General features: G+C 45.5%; 19 protein-coding genes and 1 riboswitch. Of the genes, 4 read left to right on the top strand and 15 right to left on the bottom strand.

Annotation, left to right across the window (positions count from 1 at the left end; genetic code table 11):
• Positions 1-63: 63 nt before the first annotated feature.
• The 3 genes from RTR76_RS03935 to RTR76_RS03925 form a co-directional block, all read right to left on the bottom strand.
• The gene (locus RTR76_RS03935; protein ID WP_312516918.1) at positions 64-1,356 is read right to left on the bottom strand and encodes a diaminopimelate decarboxylase; all 1,293 of its coding nucleotides are present in this window, start codon (positions 1,354-1,356) and stop codon (positions 64-66) included.
• A 106-nt stretch (positions 1,357-1,462) separates the two neighbouring features.
• Positions 1,463-1,639, bottom strand: a riboswitch (Lysine riboswitch).
• A gap of 153 nt (positions 1,640-1,792) precedes the next feature.
• Complete coding sequence (gene pdaB, locus RTR76_RS03930; protein ID WP_312516916.1) at positions 1,793-2,536, bottom strand: polysaccharide deacetylase family sporulation protein PdaB; 744 nt, start codon at positions 2,534-2,536, stop codon at positions 1,793-1,795.
• Between the two features lie 66 nt (positions 2,537-2,602).
• Positions 2,603-3,235 (bottom strand): hypothetical protein, encoded by a 633-nt coding sequence (locus tag RTR76_RS03925; RefSeq protein ID WP_312516914.1) that lies wholly within the window; start codon positions 3,233-3,235, stop codon positions 2,603-2,605.
• Between the two features lie 143 nt (positions 3,236-3,378).
• Between RTR76_RS03925 and RTR76_RS03920 the strand changes: the two genes are divergently transcribed.
• Positions 3,379-3,579 carry a hypothetical protein gene (locus RTR76_RS03920; protein WP_312516912.1) on the top strand — a complete coding sequence of 67 codons (201 nt, stop codon included), beginning with the start codon at positions 3,379-3,381 and terminating at the stop codon, positions 3,577-3,579.
• Between the two features lie 190 nt (positions 3,580-3,769).
• On the opposite strand, the gene groL is transcribed toward RTR76_RS03920, so the two are convergent.
• From groL to tsaD, 5 genes are all read right to left on the bottom strand, one after another.
• On the bottom strand, positions 3,770-5,416 hold the full coding sequence (gene groL, locus RTR76_RS03915; RefSeq protein ID WP_312516910.1) for a chaperonin GroEL: 1,647 nt from the start codon (positions 5,414-5,416) through the stop codon (positions 3,770-3,772).
• 40 nt (positions 5,417-5,456) lie between these two features.
• Positions 5,457-5,741, bottom strand: coding sequence for a co-chaperone GroES (gene groES / locus RTR76_RS03910; RefSeq protein WP_312516908.1), 285 nt, complete (start codon positions 5,739-5,741; stop codon positions 5,457-5,459).
• Between the two features lie 197 nt (positions 5,742-5,938).
• Entirely contained in the window at positions 5,939-6,520 is a 582-nt protein-coding gene (locus RTR76_RS03905) for a response regulator (RefSeq protein WP_312516906.1), read from the bottom strand.
• 3 nt (positions 6,521-6,523) lie between these two features.
• The gene (locus RTR76_RS03900; protein WP_312516904.1) at positions 6,524-7,936 is read right to left on the bottom strand and encodes a histidine kinase N-terminal domain-containing protein; all 1,413 of its coding nucleotides are present in this window, start codon (positions 7,934-7,936) and stop codon (positions 6,524-6,526) included.
• A 254-nt stretch (positions 7,937-8,190) separates the two neighbouring features.
• Positions 8,191-9,201: a tRNA (adenosine(37)-N6)-threonylcarbamoyltransferase complex transferase subunit TsaD gene (gene tsaD / locus RTR76_RS03895; protein ID WP_312516902.1), complete on the bottom strand. Its 1,011-nt coding sequence runs from the start codon at positions 9,199-9,201 to the stop codon at positions 8,191-8,193.
• Between the two features lie 110 nt (positions 9,202-9,311).
• Here tsaD and RTR76_RS03890 point away from each other — a divergent pair, with 110 nt between their 5' ends.
• Positions 9,312-9,512, top strand: coding sequence for an alpha/beta-type small acid-soluble spore protein (locus RTR76_RS03890; RefSeq protein ID WP_312516900.1), 201 nt, complete (start codon positions 9,312-9,314; stop codon positions 9,510-9,512).
• A gap of 129 nt (positions 9,513-9,641) precedes the next feature.
• On the opposite strand, the gene rimI is transcribed toward RTR76_RS03890, so the two are convergent.
• The 4 genes from rimI to thiL are packed head-to-tail and all read right to left on the bottom strand — an operon-like array spanning position 9,642 to position 12,257.
• Positions 9,642-10,088, bottom strand: coding sequence for a ribosomal protein S18-alanine N-acetyltransferase (rimI, locus tag RTR76_RS03885; protein ID WP_312516898.1), 447 nt, complete (start codon positions 10,086-10,088; stop codon positions 9,642-9,644).
• Positions 10,085-10,789: a tRNA (adenosine(37)-N6)-threonylcarbamoyltransferase complex dimerization subunit type 1 TsaB gene (gene tsaB, locus RTR76_RS03880; protein ID WP_312516897.1), complete on the bottom strand. Its 705-nt coding sequence runs from the start codon at positions 10,787-10,789 to the stop codon at positions 10,085-10,087. Before tsaB ends, rimI begins: the two co-directional genes overlap by 4 nt.
• Positions 10,780-11,241 carry a tRNA (adenosine(37)-N6)-threonylcarbamoyltransferase complex ATPase subunit type 1 TsaE gene (gene tsaE / locus RTR76_RS03875; protein WP_312516895.1) on the bottom strand — a complete coding sequence of 154 codons (462 nt, stop codon included), beginning with the start codon at positions 11,239-11,241 and terminating at the stop codon, positions 10,780-10,782. The genes tsaB and tsaE overlap by 10 nt, the downstream gene beginning before the upstream one ends.
• A 14-nt stretch (positions 11,242-11,255) precedes the next feature.
• Positions 11,256-12,257: a thiamine-phosphate kinase gene (gene thiL / locus RTR76_RS03870; protein WP_312516893.1), complete on the bottom strand. Its 1,002-nt coding sequence runs from the start codon at positions 12,255-12,257 to the stop codon at positions 11,256-11,258.
• Positions 12,258-12,441: 184 nt separating this feature from the next.
• Between thiL and RTR76_RS03865 the strand changes: the two genes are divergently transcribed.
• The gene (locus RTR76_RS03865) at positions 12,442-13,986 is read left to right on the top strand and encodes a sigma 54-interacting transcriptional regulator (RefSeq protein WP_312516891.1); all 1,545 of its coding nucleotides are present in this window, start codon (positions 12,442-12,444) and stop codon (positions 13,984-13,986) included.
• Between the two features lie 25 nt (positions 13,987-14,011).
• Entirely contained in the window at positions 14,012-15,127 is a 1,116-nt protein-coding gene (gene alr / locus RTR76_RS03860; protein WP_312516889.1) for an alanine racemase, read from the top strand.
• A gap of 168 nt (positions 15,128-15,295) precedes the next feature.
• Here the strand turns inward: alr and RTR76_RS03855 are convergent, their stop codons facing one another.
• From RTR76_RS03855 to RTR76_RS03845, 3 genes are all read right to left on the bottom strand, one after another.
• A complete protein-coding gene (locus RTR76_RS03855; protein ID WP_312516887.1) occupies positions 15,296-15,868 on the bottom strand; it encodes a GerMN domain-containing protein in 573 nt (190 codons plus the stop codon).
• Positions 15,868-17,031 carry an N-acetylmuramoyl-L-alanine amidase gene (locus tag RTR76_RS03850; RefSeq protein ID WP_312516885.1) on the bottom strand — a complete coding sequence of 388 codons (1,164 nt, stop codon included), beginning with the start codon at positions 17,029-17,031 and terminating at the stop codon, positions 15,868-15,870. The genes RTR76_RS03855 and RTR76_RS03850 overlap by 1 nt, the downstream gene beginning before the upstream one ends.
• A gap of 133 nt (positions 17,032-17,164) precedes the next feature.
• Positions 17,165-17,389, bottom strand: a complete 225-nt coding sequence (locus RTR76_RS03845) for a DUF3006 domain-containing protein (RefSeq protein WP_312516883.1) — start codon at positions 17,387-17,389, stop codon at positions 17,165-17,167.
• Between the last annotated feature and the right edge of the window lie 2 nt (positions 17,390-17,391).

Below are 17,391 nucleotides of genomic sequence, written 5' to 3'. Positions count from 1 at the left end.
TACAATAAAAATAAGAGACAGTCACTTGATTGTGACTGTCTCTCTAAACAGCTTCATTACCTGCTATTCTTGTGTTTTGGTTGCTGCTGCCAGCTGCTTCTCTTCTAGAGCATCAAAATCCAAAGTAGCAAACAAATCTTCCAGTGTTTCTGCGCGACGAATCATCCGGACCGATCCATCAGGTCGCAGCAGCAATTCAGCGGAACGCAGTTTGCCATTATAGTTAAAGCCCATAGCATGACCATGTGCTCCGGCATCATGAATAACGACTAAATCACCGATATCCACTTGTGGCAAGGCACGGTCAATTGCAAATTTATCATTATTCTCACACAGCGATCCCGTTACGTCGTAGACATGGTCCAAAGGCCATGTTTCTTTGCCGAGTACGGTAATATGATGATACGAGCCATACAAAGCAGGCCGCATCAGATTAACCATGCAGGCATCAAGTCCGACATAGTTCTTATGGATGTTTTTCTTGTGCAGCACAGTTGATACCAGATAACCATAAGGTCCGGTAACCATACGGCCGCATTCGAGCGCCAGTTGGAGCGGATGAAGACCGTTTGCAACGATCTTAGCCTCGTAGGCCTTGTGGACCTGCTTGCCAACATACTGCAGGTCAACAGCTTCCTGTTCTGGCCGGTACGGGATGCCAATACCGCCGCCAAGGTCAATAAACTCCACGCGTATACCTAATTCGCGGTGAATATCGACTGCCAAATCAAACATCATATTGGCTGTTTCCACAAAGGAGTCAGGATTGAGTTCATTTGAAATAACCATCGTATGCAAGCCAAAGCGTTTAACCCCTTTAGCTTTGCAGATACGATATGCTTCAAAAATCTGCTCCCGTGTCAAGCCATATTTCGCTTCTTCAGGAAACCCGATGATGGTATTGCCGCTCTTGAGAAGCGGACCGGGGTTATAGCGGAAGGAAATCATTTCCGGCAAACCGGCATGTTTTTCCAGATAAGCAATATGGGTAATATCATCTAAATTGATAATCGCGCCCAGTTCTTTTGCTTTCACATATTCATCATAGGGAGTATCATTCGATGAGAATATAATATCAGTACCGGTGACGCCTACTTTTTCAGCGAGAATTAATTCCGCCATTGAGCTGCAGTCAGCACCGATGCCTTCTTCTTTAAGAATTTGCATCAGATAGGGATTAGGCGCAGCCTTTACAGCAAAATATTCTTTGAAACCGGGAGCCCAAGCGAAAGCTGCCAACAAGTTACGGGCATTATCGCGGATTGCTTTTTCATCATAAAGATGAAAGGGGGTTGGATAACTGCGAATAATTTCTTCAAGTTTCTGCTTGGAAACGGGAATTTTTTTATCAGCCAATTCTATTCCTCCTCAATATTGTAGCAAACCGCTTAAAATAATAAAAAGCGGTTCGCGTAAATACTATCTTCGCAAACCGCTAGTTTATAACTCAATTAACTTAGCCGTGCAAGATAGCGCTCCATCCGTAAATCGGATGACAGTCCTGTGCTTGATTCAGCCCAGAACCAGCAAACGGGAGCAGGCCTGCTGCCATTCACTTCGGCGGCCCTTCCTTTCAGTATCTGTCTTCGCTGGCCAGCTCAAGATACTTACTATTAATAACCGCACCTCTACCTAACAATATTTATTTTATACTAGTATAGCGCCTGACAGCAACAAGTGTCAACCTTTAGTACATTAACCGCATTAAATTTTGGTTTATCTTGAGTATCTTTTTCCCCAACCTAACCTCAAACCTAACCCGGTCAAATTACTAGTACCGAAACTTTCTTAATTAGTGGCGTTGTATGCCTTTCTCACTGTACTTATCCAAGAGCTCACCGACCGTAACGATCTGATAGCCTTCAGCTTTTATTTTCTCCATCAGGATTGGCAATGCCTCTGCCGTTTGAACCGGTGTGTCAGATGCATGCATGAGAATAATCGCCCCTGGCTTGAGTCGCTTCATAATCCGGTCAACGATGACGTCCCTGCCGGGATTTTTCCAGTCCAAAGAGTCTACATTCCAGATAATCGTTTTATAGCCAACTTCCTGAGTGGCCTGCAACGACTTTTGATTATAGTGTCCATTTGGCGGGCGCATCAAGGTTGCGTCTACGCCTGTCACTTCTTTAATCTGGGCATGTGCTTTCTGAAGGTCCTCTTTTACCCATTCCGGCGTTCTATCGCCATAGTTCTCATGGCGATAGCCATGGCTGGCTATTTCATGCCCGTCGGCTACCATGCGCTGAGCAACTTCCGGGAACTTTTTTGCCCAGGGTCCCATGATAAAAAAAGTAACTTTCGTATCATTTTTCTTTAGGGTATCCAAAATGGATGGCGTAAATTTATTGCCCCACGAATGATCAAAAGTCAATGCCACTACCTTTTGCTCCGTCCTGGTAGCTGCAATTGCGATAGGGCCATTGGTATTAATTTGATCCGAAACCTGGACATAAACCGCACTGATGGCAAAAAGACCGATGATACTGAAAAAAATGTGCCGATGGCTAAACAGCCGGCGCAAATCAAGAATCATAATTCCGCTCCACCTCCCAACATACACTACCAATCTATGCTTGAAGATGGCCCATTATGCGTTTTCCTATTGCCAGCGTACGTAGGGGAATTTTTTTACTATATACAGGATCAGCTGATCTGAGATACTGTAAGCGAGCCGCAGCGTAAGCACAACCGTACCGGCTGTTATCCACCAGATAAAATCGCTGCGCCTAAACTCTGCCGGGATTAGCAGAACAGCCGCTGCAATCACTACAATAAACGCAATGCTAAGTGGCAGAAGCGTTTGAATTGCACCAAAAACCCATTTGCTATATATGCGAGTTGTCTGTTCATCCTGCCGGGCGGTAAATACATGTTGAATCGCTTCTGCCTTCTCGTGCACCCATTTCTCAAGTTTACCAGTTATTACATAAGAGCCGCCTGCAGGGGGGTAATTGCAAAAGACAATAGCAATGGTGCCAGAGTCCGGTACTTCTACAGTAAGCACTATATAATCAATATATGCCAGCTGCTCCAGCAAGGTAATCATTTGCTGCCAATCTTGTATGGTTTGAGACGGGCGGTCATTGTCCTTACCAAGGCGGTCTCCACCTGTACCAATTTCGGCACACCAGGTAAAAGTGCCCGCTTGTCCGAAGCAAACCCATAATTGACGCAATATCATTTCATTTAAGCTGCAGGCCGGCAGCAGGGCTTTCGCAGTATAGTCTTGCATGTTATCTACCTCCCTCCTTTATTATAGGACAAAACTAAGCAAAGGCAATATCAGAACAAATTCTCATCTGCAATATCTTTTTTCATTTGAACCAAAATATTGACTAAATCATAAACTGTATAAAATTTATGGGAGTTACAATTATGAAATGTGATGATGTGGATGGATTAATACTTTTAGCTATTGCAGTTACTATTTTGGGACATATCATTGGATTTGGCGCAGAATTATTAGCTCAACGCTGCGAAAGAAAAGAACGATTCAGAAATGAAAGAACAGAAAATGCTTTGAGCGAGCTGCTTACTAATTTTGAACAGAGAATTAGCAAGTTAGAAAATCTTTGACCGCCCAATAGGCGGCATAAAAAGAGGCTCCCCACAAGTTCATGCGAACTCATGAGAAGCCTCAGCTAACTTAACCTGGTCACTCATCCAAGTTGAATTAGTTTTTTTATTGATGAAATTGGTCAGGCTGTGTTCCTTAAGGATTTATCGCACAATAGACCCTTATATGCCACAAGCTAGAGAGGCGTGATTACATCATGCCGCCCATGCCACCCATGCCGCCCATTCCACCCATACCGCCCATTCCTGCTGCTGCGCCGCCGTCTTTTTCCGGTTTGTCAGCAACAAGAGTTTCGGTAGTAAGAACCATCGCTGCAATGCTTGCTGCATTTTGCAGGGCAGAGCGAGTTACTTTGGCAGGATCTACAATACCAGCAGCAATCATATCAACATACTCTTCGGAAAGAGCATTGAAGCCGATACCTTTGCCAGTCTTTTTCACGTTTGCTACAACAACGGAGCCTTCCAGGCCGGCATTGTTGGCAATTTGACGTACTGGTTCTTCAATAGCGCGTTTAACGATTTGAATACCGGTTTTAACGTCGCCAACTGCCTCTAAGCCTTCAAGTGCAGGCAGAATGTCGATGAAGGTAGTGCCGCCGCCAGCTACAATACCTTCTTCTACTGCAGCGCGAGTAGCATTTAAAGCATCTTCAATGCGAAGTTTTTTCTCTTTCAGCTCAACTTCAGTAGCTGCGCCTACTTGAATAACCGCTACGCCGCCAGCCAGTTTAGCCAGACGCTCTTGCAGTTTTTCTCTATCGAAATCGGAAGTAGTTTCTTCCACTTGTGCTTTGATTTGGCTAACGCGTTTTTTGAGTTCTTCAGCGTCGCCATAACCTTCAACAATGGTAGTTTCTTCCTTGGATACGCGGATTTGACGAGCACGGCCCAGATCTTCCAGAGTTACGCTGTCAAGTTTGCGTCCCAATTCTTCGGTAATAACCGCACCACCGGTAAGAATGGCAATGTCTTCGAGCATTGCTTTACGACGGTCGCCAAAGCCAGGAGCTTTAACAGCAACAGCGCGGAAAGTACCACGAAGTTTGTTGACAACCAAAGTTGCCAGTGCTTCGCCTTCTACGTCTTCAGCAATAATCAGCAATTCTTTACCTGCTTGCACTACTTTTTCAAGAGCAGGCAGCATATCGGCAATCGCACCAATTTTGCGGTCAGTGATCAGGATATACGGCTCATTAATAACCGCTTCCATTTTGTCTGCATCAGTAATCATGTAAGGGGAAATGTAGCCGCGGTCGAATTGCATACCTTCAACCACTTCCAGTTCAGTTCCCATACCTTTTGATTCTTCAACAGTAATTACGCCGTCTTTGCCTACTTTTTCCATAGCTTCGGCAATAAGTTTACCGATTTCTTCGTCGCCAGCGGAAATAGAAGCTACCTGCGCAATTGCTTCTTTGCCTTCTACTGCAATTGCACTGCTTTTAATCTCGGTTACGAGTGTTTTAACAGCAGTTTCAATGCCTTTTTTCAGGATCATTGGATTTGCACCGGCTGCAACGTTGCGCATACCTTCGCGAATCATAGCCTGAGCTAAAAGGGTAGCTGTCGTGGTGCCGTCGCCTGCTACGTCATTCGTTTTAGTAGCAACTTCTTTCACCAATTGAGCTCCCATATTTTCAAACGGATCTTCCAGGTCAATGTCACGGGCAATCGTTACACCATCATTAGTAATAGTAGGTGCACCGAATTTTTTGTCCAGAACAACATTGCGGCCTTTAGGTCCAAGAGTAACCTTTACAGCATTAGCCAGTGCGTTTACGCCTCTTTCCAGTGCGCGGCGTGCTTCTTCGTCAAAAAGAATTTGCTTAGCCATTTATGTATTACCTCCACAAATTTATTTTTAAATTAAGAAGTTATTCAACGATTGCCAGGATATCTCTTTCACTAAGAATCAGATAATCTTGGCCGTCGAGTTTCACTTCAGTACCAGCATACTTGGAGAATATAACTTTGTCGCCGTCTTTTACTTCCAGCGCCACGCGTTGTCCGTTCTCCAGTACTTTACCAGTGCCAACAGCTACGATCAGGCCTTCCTGGGGTTTTTCCTTGGCAGTATCGGGAAGCAGGATACCACTCTTGGTTTTTTCTTCTCTTTCCAGTACCTTAATGACTACTCTGTCGCCTAATGGCTTAATCATTGAAAAGACCTCCTTTTATATAACTTTTGTTTTGACTTCTTGTTAGCACTCGATGATGGCGAGTGCTAATTACAATACTAATATTATCTAATTTAACTGTAAAAATCAAGGGGCTTAGGCAAAAAATGCATATTTTTTTTGCCAAAAAAAAAACCGCCTTTGGTAAGTTTTTCACCTTCTGGCGATTTTATACAATCTCATTTTTTTTTGGTTGACGCTTCGACTATTGCTTCCGCCACTTCACGGATCGATTTCCGTTTACTCATACTGTATTGTTGAATACGGCGATACGCTTCATTTTCACTCAGGTTATATGCATCCATGAGTATGCCTTTCGCCCGGTCAAGAATTTTGCGAGTTTCGAGCGAGTTTTTCACGTCTTCCAATTCCCGTTCCAGTTCCGCAAACTCCTGGAAGCGGGAAATAGCAATTTCCATAGCAGGAAAAAGATTTACCTCTTTAACTGGCTTAACCAAATAGGCCAAAACACCGGAATCCTTAGCTTTCTCCACAATATCCTTTTGACTGAAAGCAGTCAGAAGCAATACAGGCGCTAATTTCTCATTAGAGATAATTTTGGCAGCAGTAATGCCGTCCATTTCTGGCATTTTAATATCCATGATGACCAGGTCGGGGCGATGTTTGCGGGCTAAATCAACGGCTTTAACACCATCGGTAGCTTCGCCTACCACCGTATGGCCTGCCTCTTCCAGAAGTTCACGCAAGTCCATGCGGATGATGGATTCGTTATCAGCAACTACAATTCGTAAGTTTTCCATGGATTACTCTCCCTCCCTTGGTCTAGGAATGGTAATACAGGCATGAGTGCCGTTTTTGCAATATAATTCAAAACGACCGCCTAAATCTGTCTCAATGAGTGTACGGACAATTTGGAGGCCAAGACTGCTGGAAGAACGCTGCCCGAAATGTTCCGGCAGACCAACACCATTGTCATAGATATCAATCTGATACGTATCAGGCAATATTGCAATATCAAGTCCGATCAGACCTTCTTTGAGACCAATAAAACCATGCTCTATCGAGTTCTGGATCAACTCATTAATAACAAGTGCCAAACTTGTAGCCTGCTCAGAAGGCATGATCACCGTCTGACCGTTAAAGATTGTTTGTATGTTAAAATTGGGCTCCAGCATATTTTGAATCACCAGGTCCAAAATATTCTTTGCAACTTCGGCGACATCGATCACTTCTGCATCTTGCTGGGATAAGAATTCATGCACAACTGATATGCTTAAAATCCGGTTGACACTTTCTCTAAGAGCTGCTTTTACTTCATCAGACTGAGTGCGGCGTGCCTGCAGTCGCAGCAGACTGGCAATTGTCTGCAGATTATTTTTGACACGGTGATGAATTTCCTGGATGACAGCTGACTTAATCAACAGTTCTTTTTCTTTTTGCTTCAGTTCGGTCACATCGGCAGTGATAACAACTGTGCGAACCGTTTTGCCAGCTACTATGATAGGAATTGCCCGCTGAACAAGAACCATCTGTCCTTGTTCCAGTTCTTCTTCATTGGCAATTTGAGTACTGGCTGCCTTTTGAGCCAGGCGCAAATTGATACGGCGGTCATAGACTCGGCGCCCTACCATTCGTCCTACACCCATAATATTATATATGCTGTTGGCAGCAGCATTAGCAAAAATAATTTCACCTTGCTCATCAACTAAGATGATGCCATCGCGTGCAGATAACTGACGGTAGACAGCGCCACCGCGGCTGTGTGTCATACTTAACAGCATGTTGGCAGTCTCCATGAGGATATTTTGCCCCAGCACCGTTTCAACTCCACCCGTCTCAAAGCTGACAACTGCTATAATGTTGCCTTCATCATCGTACAAGGCTGAAGTTTGCATTTCGGCAACCAGGCCGATTGCCCATTCGCGCTGTCCGGCAATATGCTCACCCGAGTTTAATGTACGCCATACAAGCGGCTCTTCTGCTGACTGAACAGTAGACCCCAGCAAATTGGTTCTATCTTTAACCAATGTAGTATTCGGTCTTGCTTGAGCAACAATGACCAGAAACTGTTCATGAATCGCCCGCGAATAAACAGTAGCTTGAGCGTGAGATAGATCGCTGGCAAGCTGCAATAGAGTACAACTTTGTTCCAGCCTGTCAATTTGAACAGCTGACAAAGTAGTTGTTTTCCGGCATACATCTGCCACAATTCCCATAGCAACCTCCCGCTGATTTGAATTTTTATCTATTCCACCAGCATTGCTCAAATTCCTTGTTACTAGCTGCTAATTTTCACAAGCTTTTAGGATATTTTTGTAACTATGTAACTCTACACTTTGAGCATTTTTAGTTATCCCCGGTTTATCCACAATATCCACAGCTTTATCCACAATCCAAATATCCCATTTTCCGCATGAAATTACTATTTATCCACAGTATCCACAATTGTAGTATAATTATTAATCCACAATTACTGCCCTAATTTTAACGAAGGCAGGGCATTCAAGCGTAAATCAGCAAATTTATTGGCCTGAGCTTTGTAATAAGCCCGGCAGCCAATCATTGCTGCATTATCTGTACAAAGCAACGATGACGGAAAATATAACGGAATTCCTCTACTGCTGCATGCGTCTCCTAACAGACTTTGCAGTTTGCTGTTAGCGGCCACACCACCAGCCAGAACCACTTGTCTGGCCCCGCAAGACTCTACTGCCTGTAATGTTTTCGCAACAAGTACATCAACGACGGCAGTTTGAAAGCTGGCAGCCACATCCGCCTGATTCACAGCTTCCCCGCGCTGAGCAGCACTATTTAAGTAGTTAAGCACTGCTGATTTTAGTCCGCTGAAGCTAAATTCAAAACTCCCCGGAGCTACCAGAGCCCGGGGGAATTCAATCGCTTTGCTGTTCCCATCTAAAGCGAGGCGGTCGATCTGAGGCCCCCCAGGGTAAGGGAGTCCCATTACTCTGGCAATCTTATCAAAAGCCTCACCGGCTGCATCGTCGCGTGTTTGGCCAAGCAATTCAAAATCATTATAGTCTTTCAGCCACACCAGCGATGTATGTCCTCCGGATACAACTAAAGCGACAAAGGGAGGCTTAAGCTCAGGATGGCTCAGGAAATTAGCAAAAATATGTCCTTCCAGGTGATTAACACCAACTAACGGTTTGTCCAAGCCAAAAGCCAGTGCTTTGGCAGTAGCCACGCCTACAAGCAGAGCACCAACCAACCCAGGACCGTACGTCACACCAATAACGTCTACCTGCTCCAAGGATACACGGGCAGCCTGAAGCGCTTCCTCCACCACAGGCAAAACGCTTTCAATATGTTTGCGGGAGGCAATTTCTGGTACAACTCCTCCGTATTTTTGATGCAGCGGTATTTGCGAAGAAATAATATTTGACAGGATCGTCCGCCCATCAGCAATTACCGCTGCCGATGTTTCATCGCAACTGGTTTCCAGGGCAAGGGTTACATGCACAAAAACCGACCTCCATTTTATTGCTATTATTTACATGTATGGATCAGCCTTAAAATAGGCAAATTAAAAACGGGCTATGAAAATAAGTGCCCAGAAAGGGGGGTTTATCAATGGCACGCTCGAGAAAACCAGTAAATCCGGCAGCTGAAAACGCGCTGGATCAAATGAAATTGGAAGTGGCTTCCGAATTGGGTATTGCCGATCACGTTCGTTCGCAAGGCTGGAACACAATGACTTCTGCTGACTGCGGTCGCGTAGGCGGTCATATGGTTCGTAAGATGATTGAGCAATATGAATCCACTCTGAAGTAAGTTTTTAATGGGCGGCTTGCAGCCGCCCTTATTTATTTTCCTGTAGTAACACAACAGTCTTCTTGTGAATATGCTGTAACACAATCACCCTGGGCCGTAAGAAAAGCGGCTCGCTTTTTTTTTGAGCATTTATAGTTCACACCACATAATAAGAGCATCTTCACGATTATCAGTATAATAATTACGCCGCTTGCCGCGAGGTACAAAGCCCAACTTTGCGTACAGGGACTGGGCTTTCTCATTAGAAACACGCACTTCCAGTGTCATACTGACAGCACCCCGCTCCCGTGCCAGCTCCATTAATGCCCGGACCAGTTTCTCACCTAAGCCAGCCCCCCGGTAGGCAGCCGACATCGCTATATTCGTAACATGTGCTTCATCAATGATCAGCCACATTCCAGCATAACCGGCTATTGTTCCGCTATCATCGACAACAAGATAGTAAGCTAGTTCGTTATCGGAAGTTTCCGCTTCAAATGCCGCTCTAGACCAGGGAGTGGTAAAGGTTTCCTGCTCCACCTTTACCACGGCGTCAACATCCATAAAGTTCATGCGCCTGATTCTCAGGCCACTCATACACATGCACCATGGCGCTGCTCCCATAATACCTCCGCTTCACTGCGGCGAATATAAAGCGGCTCTAAGGTCATGGCATCGTCATTGATTCCCTGTGCCAACATTTGATGTCCAAGCAGGGCTACACTCCCTGCCCGGGGCAGGATAACATGAGGCGGTGCCAGCTCAATCGGGCTGCCGGCAGCAACAATCGCTTCCTGAAATAAGACAGCCCCTTCTCCCAGCATCATTACGGGCAGAGGCTGCTCTTTTAATTCCTTGATTGCATCCTGATGAGCAATAACACGGGGAGCGGTAATTTCAATTAAATTTCCCGCTTCCCAGCGGTATACAGCTTGATATACATTGCCTTTTTGCGCATCAAGCAGCGGACATAGCAAAGAATTGGGCGCAGGACAGGCATAGGCTAATGCAGCCAGTGTCGATACCCCAACTACAGGAACGCGCCAGACATACGCCAGGGCCTTGGCAGTTGCCAGCCCGATTCTAAGACCGGTAAACGAGCCCGGTCCAATACTAACGGCAATAGCTGTAATATCCTCTTTTGCTACTTGTCCCAGTTCCAGCAACTGCTCAATATGAGGCATCAATCTTTCTGAATGGGTTTTCTTTGTCTGAACAATGATTTCGGCTACCAGTTTATCAGCTGTCGCCAATGCGACACCGGAGGCCAGTGTAGCAGTATCTATCGCTAGGAGCACGCTTGTTTCAACTCCTCATATAACAAATGATGGTGCGCCCCTTGAGGGGACACCTTAATCAACCGGTCATTATCGCCGGTTTTTATTAATTCAATCCGCAAATAGCTGTCCGGCATAAAGCCTGGAAATTTATCAGGCCATTCAATAATCGCGATACCGCCGCCATTGGTATACTCATCAAAACCAATATCCACCAGCTGTTCAGGCGATTCCAAACGGTATAAGTCAAAGTGATAAACAGGTATGGTACCTTCATATACATTCATTACAGTAAAAGTGGGACTAGTAATCTCTTCGTTTAATCCTAGCCCCTGGGCAATTCCCTGTACTAAGAGGGTTTTTCCTGCCCCTAGATCACCAATAATGCAAAGCACACTTCCTTCTTGCAGCAATTGTCCCAGCTGCCTGCCAAAGGAAAAACTCTGCTCCGGTGCTGTTGAAACGATCTCCATAATATCCTCCAGTTTTAATCGCAGCCAAAATGGTTATAGCCTTTCGGTTGCAGCTTGCGAGCCTGTCCCATCTCGTCAATCAGACTAACACCATCACCAAAAGGCAATACTTCTCCAATCTTAGTTATCGCTGCTCCCGGATCAATTGTGTTCATCACAGCAAATTGTTCCGGGTCCATTGTAAATAATAACTGAAAATCTTCCCCGCCGTAAAGTGCATAATCGAGCGGCTCTTTCCCAAGGACTTGAGCAGCTTCACGCAACTCCGGTGATAAGGGAATATGCTTACCAATAACCTGAATACTGACATGGCTGGCCTCAGCAATCTCATGCAGTTCACTGGCGAGCCCATCACTGATATCGTCCATGCTGGTTGCTCCATGAGCTGCCAATAGCTGACCGGTCTTCACCTGAGGACGGGGAGTTAAATGAGCAGTTACCAGTGGCCAGGAAAAATCATGCTCTTCCCACTCACCGCGCGACAACAAGGACAAGCCGGCTGAGGAGCTGCCGAGTACGTTAGTAACAGCAACAATATCACCAACTTTGGCCCCCGAACGCTTCACGAGATTAGTCGGTTCCACTTCACCCATGACTGCAACATTAATTACCAGTCCCCCAGGACTGGCCACGGTATCACCGCCAACAATATTTACACCATGTTCACGACAGATCTCTTTCATACCATTATACAAATTAAGCACAAAATCTACTGCCGTATGCTGAGGCAATGCAATAGATACAACAGCATGGCGAGGCACTCCCCCCATTGCAGCAATATCACTTAAATTTACCGCTACCGCTTTATATCCCAACTGCATTGCTGTCGTTGTCGTTAAATCGAAATGGATGTTTTCCACCAGCATGTCCGTCGTTATCAGCTGCAGTTGGCGCGGTGTCGGCAAAAGCACGGCAGCATCATCACCAATACCTGTAACAACCGTTCCCGGATCGTTAATCGTATCTTGTTTTATAAGATCAATAAGACCAAATTCGCCCACATCTTTGAGTTCCATGGGACACCACCATATCTATTTTTGTCTGAAATTGCGTTGCATCCTAAGATGACATTCGAAATAGAGGCAACTATTTCCTGCATTGGTAGTATACCACTCTGGCAAAAAAAATTGTATCACCCAAAGGATTTTGTCATTCTCCGGCTAATTGTAATGTATATCCTGTCAGGAGGTCATTTTGTCTATGGAACAGGTACGGCTGAAAATACCCAATGTTGACCGAGTAGGACTAGTGCTTGATATTTCGCAAGTGTTAGCCGAACGCCACATTAATATTATCTCTATGGAAGTGGAAATCAACACCATTTACCTTGAAATCATTCTCCAGCCGTCCGAAAAAACTGCTATAATAGAACGGCTATGCAGCATACTACAAGTGCTTGCAGTTGTGGAAATTCCTTTGATGCCTCACCAGGAGAAATCGGAACAGCTAAAAGCAGTGCTGAGCTCAGTCAGTGACGGGATTATTGCAATTGACCAGCAAACCCGCGTCACTCAGTACAATCCTGCAGCAGAGCGGATTATCCGTGTTCCCTGTCAGCAAATGCTCGGCAGCGAAATTACTGCCTTGCTTCCTGATGACATCCCGCTGCTTGATGCCCTGCGGCACGGTACGGTATATAATAACCGCGAAATTTTTCTGGAAAAAACCAAAAGTCATTATTTGGCCAGCGGCCGTCCCGTCTTTGACCAGGCAGGGCGAATTATTGGAGCCGTAGCCGTGTTAAAAGATATTGGTGATGTCCGGAAACTGATTTATACAATAACAGGACAGCTCACTTTTACCTTTGCCGAAATCCTTTATACTTCAGATACGATGCAGCAAGTAGTTGCCATGGCCAAAACAATTGCTGCCGGTACTTCCACTATCCTCATCCGCGGTGAAACAGGTACAGGCAAAGAATTATTTGCCAGAGCGCTCCACTCTGCCTCCCCGCGATCGGAGAAAGTTTTTGTACCTCTCAATTGTGCCGCTATTCCCGATGCACTGTTGGAGAGCGAATTATTCGGTTACGAGGATGGAGCATTTACAGGTGCCGCCAAAGGAGGCAAGCAAGGTTTATTTGAATATGCCAATGGCGGAACCCTGTTTCTTGACGAAATTGCTGAGCTTTCCGGTCATTTGCAGGCCAAGCTGCTCCGTATATTACAAGATGGAAAAGTACGCCGGATCGGCAGCAACCGCGAAATCCCGGTCAATGTGCGCATTTTAGCAGCAACTAACCGTAATTTGGAGGAGCTGATTGATAAAGGTCGTTTCCGGGAAGATTTATATTACCGGTTAAATGTAATTCCACTATTTCTCCCTCCGCTCCGAGAGCGAGTAGTTGATATTAGCTTGCTTGCCCATTACTTCCTGCAGCGTTTTGCCGCCACTATGCAAAAGAAAGTAAACACAATCAGTGAAACCGCTTTGCTTAAATTGAGCAAATATCATTGGCCCGGCAATATCCGCGAGTTAGAAAATGTACTTGAGCGGGCAGTCAATGTCATGAATGGCTCCGTCGTATTAGCCGAACATATTATCTTTGATCATGATTACACACCAAGGCAGCCTGCGCTGCTTCCCATAAATCAAACACTTGATTCCATTGTCGAGGCTGTAGAGCGGGACGTACTCATTCGCTCCCTCCAACAGCATAAATCATCACGCCAATTGGGAAAAATGCTAGGGCTATCCCATACAGCTATATTAAAAAAGCTAAAGAAATACAATCTCCATCTATAGAAATCAAATAAGAAGGTGTTCTTCCATGCGTGCCACCAGGGTAGAAATTGATTTAGCAGCAATTCGCCATAATATTCGCCAAATCCGGTCTATACTTAAACCGGCCACTTCAATTACCGCAGTAGTAAAAGCAAATGCCTATGGTCACGGCGTTATTCCCGTCAGTCATACGGCCTTGTCAGCAGGCGCCGATTGCCTGGCAGTCGCCATCCCGGAAGAAGGTGCTGAATTACGGTCTGCGGGTTTTACCGTGCCTATTCTCATTCTAGGACTATCCTTGCCTGAGCAGTCAGATATGCTTGCCGAACAGGAATTAACAGCTACCGTATGTACTGAAGCACAGCTCCTTTCTTTGGCTGGAGCAGCAGATCGCTGCAGCAAACAAGTCCGGATTATGATAAAAGTTGATACCGGTATGAACCGGGTAGGACTTCTGCCTGATCAATTGCTTCCCTTTATCAGGCAAGTACAGGCGTTTCCTCAATTAATCCTGCGCGGCGTTTTTACGCACCTGGCTACGGCCGACTCAGCTGATAAAACGTACGCCAATCAGCAGCTACAAATTTTTCAGCAGGCAATTGAGCAGGTAAAGCTTGCCAACATTTCACTACCTTTCATTTCAGCCGGCAATAGTGCTGCCGTTATCGATCTGCCTGACAGTCAATTAACTACCGTACGTCCGGGAATTATTCTATACGGTCTGCCGCCTTCTCATGAAATGCAGCATCAGCTTGATCTCATTCCGGCGATGAGTTTGCATACACAAGTCGTTCATGTTAAGGAAGTCTTGCCAGGCTCTCCAATCAGCTATGGCTGTACCTATCGCTGTGCTGAGAAAACCTGGCTGGCGACCTTACCGATTGGCTATGCCGATGGCTATCACCGCGTTCTCTCCAATAAAGCCTCTGTTTTAATAGGAGGCAAACGCCGCGCGATCGTCGGCCGGGTCTGTATGGATCAAATCATGGTCGATATCGGCCCCGTTTGTGATGTGTCTGTTGGTGATGAGGTAATACTCTTTGGCAAGCAGGGTAGCGAGGAAATTACGGTTACCGAATTAGCCGATCTGGCAGATACCATTAATTATGAGCTTTTGTGTGCCATTAGTCCTCGCGTACCGCGGGTATACGTAAATCAATAGGAGCAAAAAGGCCTTTCAATTCTTCCAAAAGACTTGAAAGGCCATAAAGAACGAAACCCATCATATGGCACGGGGACGGTTCCAGTGATACAAAAAAAGAAAAAGCTCTGTCCCTATTAAAAAGGCCGTTTAACCGACGCTTGTCTGGTTAAACGGCTTTTCTTATCCTTACATCTTCTTGATAATGCCTTCTGAACGGCTGAGAGGCTCTCCTACACTCATGTGTCCGTTTAATGTTTCCACCGTTTTTCCTTCTACTAAAATTTGTACTTTATGGATATCTGGAAATTCGGTTAAGGTATTCACAATCCCAGCGACAATGAGTATCTCCGTAGCCGATCCGCCTCCGTTATTCTTAACGATTTTATCATTAAAATCAACATAGGCTATATGATCCCGTACGGCCAGACTCTTTAGTTTTGTGCCGGCTGGAAGTACACGGACCAGCTGCTTGTTGCTCGGCTCAGCCAGCAATAATTCAATCGCCGTTTTAGCAGGATGATCATTTTTTTCCACTGCATGCACTTCAGGTACCAGATTCATAGCATCCTGAGTGGCATAATACACAGTCAGCCGCATGGCTCCTTGGCCATTTGGCGGTTTAACGGGAGACTGCTGCTCAGTTGCCGGAGGATTCTCCGATTGTTTGGTCATGTCCGGCGTCTTATCATTTGCGCAAGCGGACACAAGCAAGGCCAGCATCATCAAGACAAGAAACCATAGTTTACGTGTGTGAGCCATTATTGCCCACCCCCTAGTCTAGCGGCCTGGGTGAAAAACTTGTCCAAGCCGAGGTAAATGCTTTGTGCCATTTTCTGCTGGAAATCGGCAGTATTCATCAGTTTTTCCTCTTCAGGATTGGAGATGAACCCTAGCTCAGTTAAAACTGCCGGCATAACTGACCGTTTAATAACGTAAAAATTAGCTGCATTAATGCCTCTGTTTTGTAAGCCGCTTGCAGGAGCAATTGTGCTTTGTATACTGCTGGCCAACAGTGCATCATACGGCGTCTTCTGATAATAATACGTCGCTATACCGCCAGCTATAGGATTTGTAAAAGAATTGATATGTATACTGACAAAAATATCTGCTTTATTATTGTTAGCAACCGTCGTACGGGCACTAAGCTCGTCCACGGCCGAGGCATTCGGACCAAATACATCACGATCATCATTACGCGTTAAAAAAACTTTAGCTCCCGCTTTTTCCAGCATTGGTTTCAACCGCTGCGCGACGGCAAGTGTAATCGTCTTTTCCATTGTTTTATTAGCGCCTACGGCACCAGGATCAGACCCACCATGCCCAGGGTCAAGCACAATTGTCTTATCTTTCAGACCTGCCGTAAAATTAAACTTAATCGGGGGCATTTTCTGTCCGATATCAATAACAACCCGGAATGGCTTTTTATTGGCCGGATCATTGCGCAATGTAAATACTTTATAATCCGTGTCTTCGAGCATGAGCGGTAGCTGCATAACAAGACGGGTGTCTGCTCCGGCTGCCGATACGGTAAGCAACTCAGCAATACGTCCGTCAAACTCATAGGTACTGGCAACATCCCCCGGAACAGCCCCCTTAACAACAACCGCCAACTGCGGCACAGGACTGCCAATAACGGATGAACTTACCGTAACCGGGCCTGATACATCAAAAACAAGCCGCAGTGTACTAAGTCCGGTAACCGCATCAATATGATTCGCCCACCGAAGAGCGGTAATTTGCGGGTTCTTATTCTTATCCAGTTTCGCCTGCACGGCTGCATTGCTTTTAATATTAGGTGCTTTTACTGCCGGTTTGGCATCCGGCGCTCCGACTGCTGCTTCACTGGCAGCCATTCCAATTTGCAAGGGCAGTAGGAATATTGCCAGGGAAATAATTGTCATAACAAAACGGTGCAATTGCATACACCTCCCCTATTGCGTCTAATTTTACCTTGGTTCGCGCTTTATTACCAAAACTCCTGCAGATATTTGTCAAAAAGTGAAGAAAATGACTGATCAGTCATTTTCTCTAAATAATGGAGAAATTAATGAGTGATCAGTCATTTTTGTTTTGCCGTAGAACTCTCTGCAGCAATGCATCAGCTTCTTTTCGGGCAATAGCGGTTGCCTCAACATCTATTTCAATCTGCATCGTGAGAATATCGCCTTCAGCAACCGGATCTGGCAGCTTGTTTTTCGGCCAAACTACCTGATCCTCAGTATCATCAAATAACAAAATAGCCTTATTTCCTTCAAACCGGTCGATGACTGCTTTAATCACAA

Source organism: Anaerospora sp., from assembly GCF_032013335.1.
Lineage (GTDB): Bacteria > Bacillota > Negativicutes > Sporomusales > DSM-15969 > Anaerospora.
This window is presented reverse-complemented; position numbering and strand designations above follow the sequence as displayed.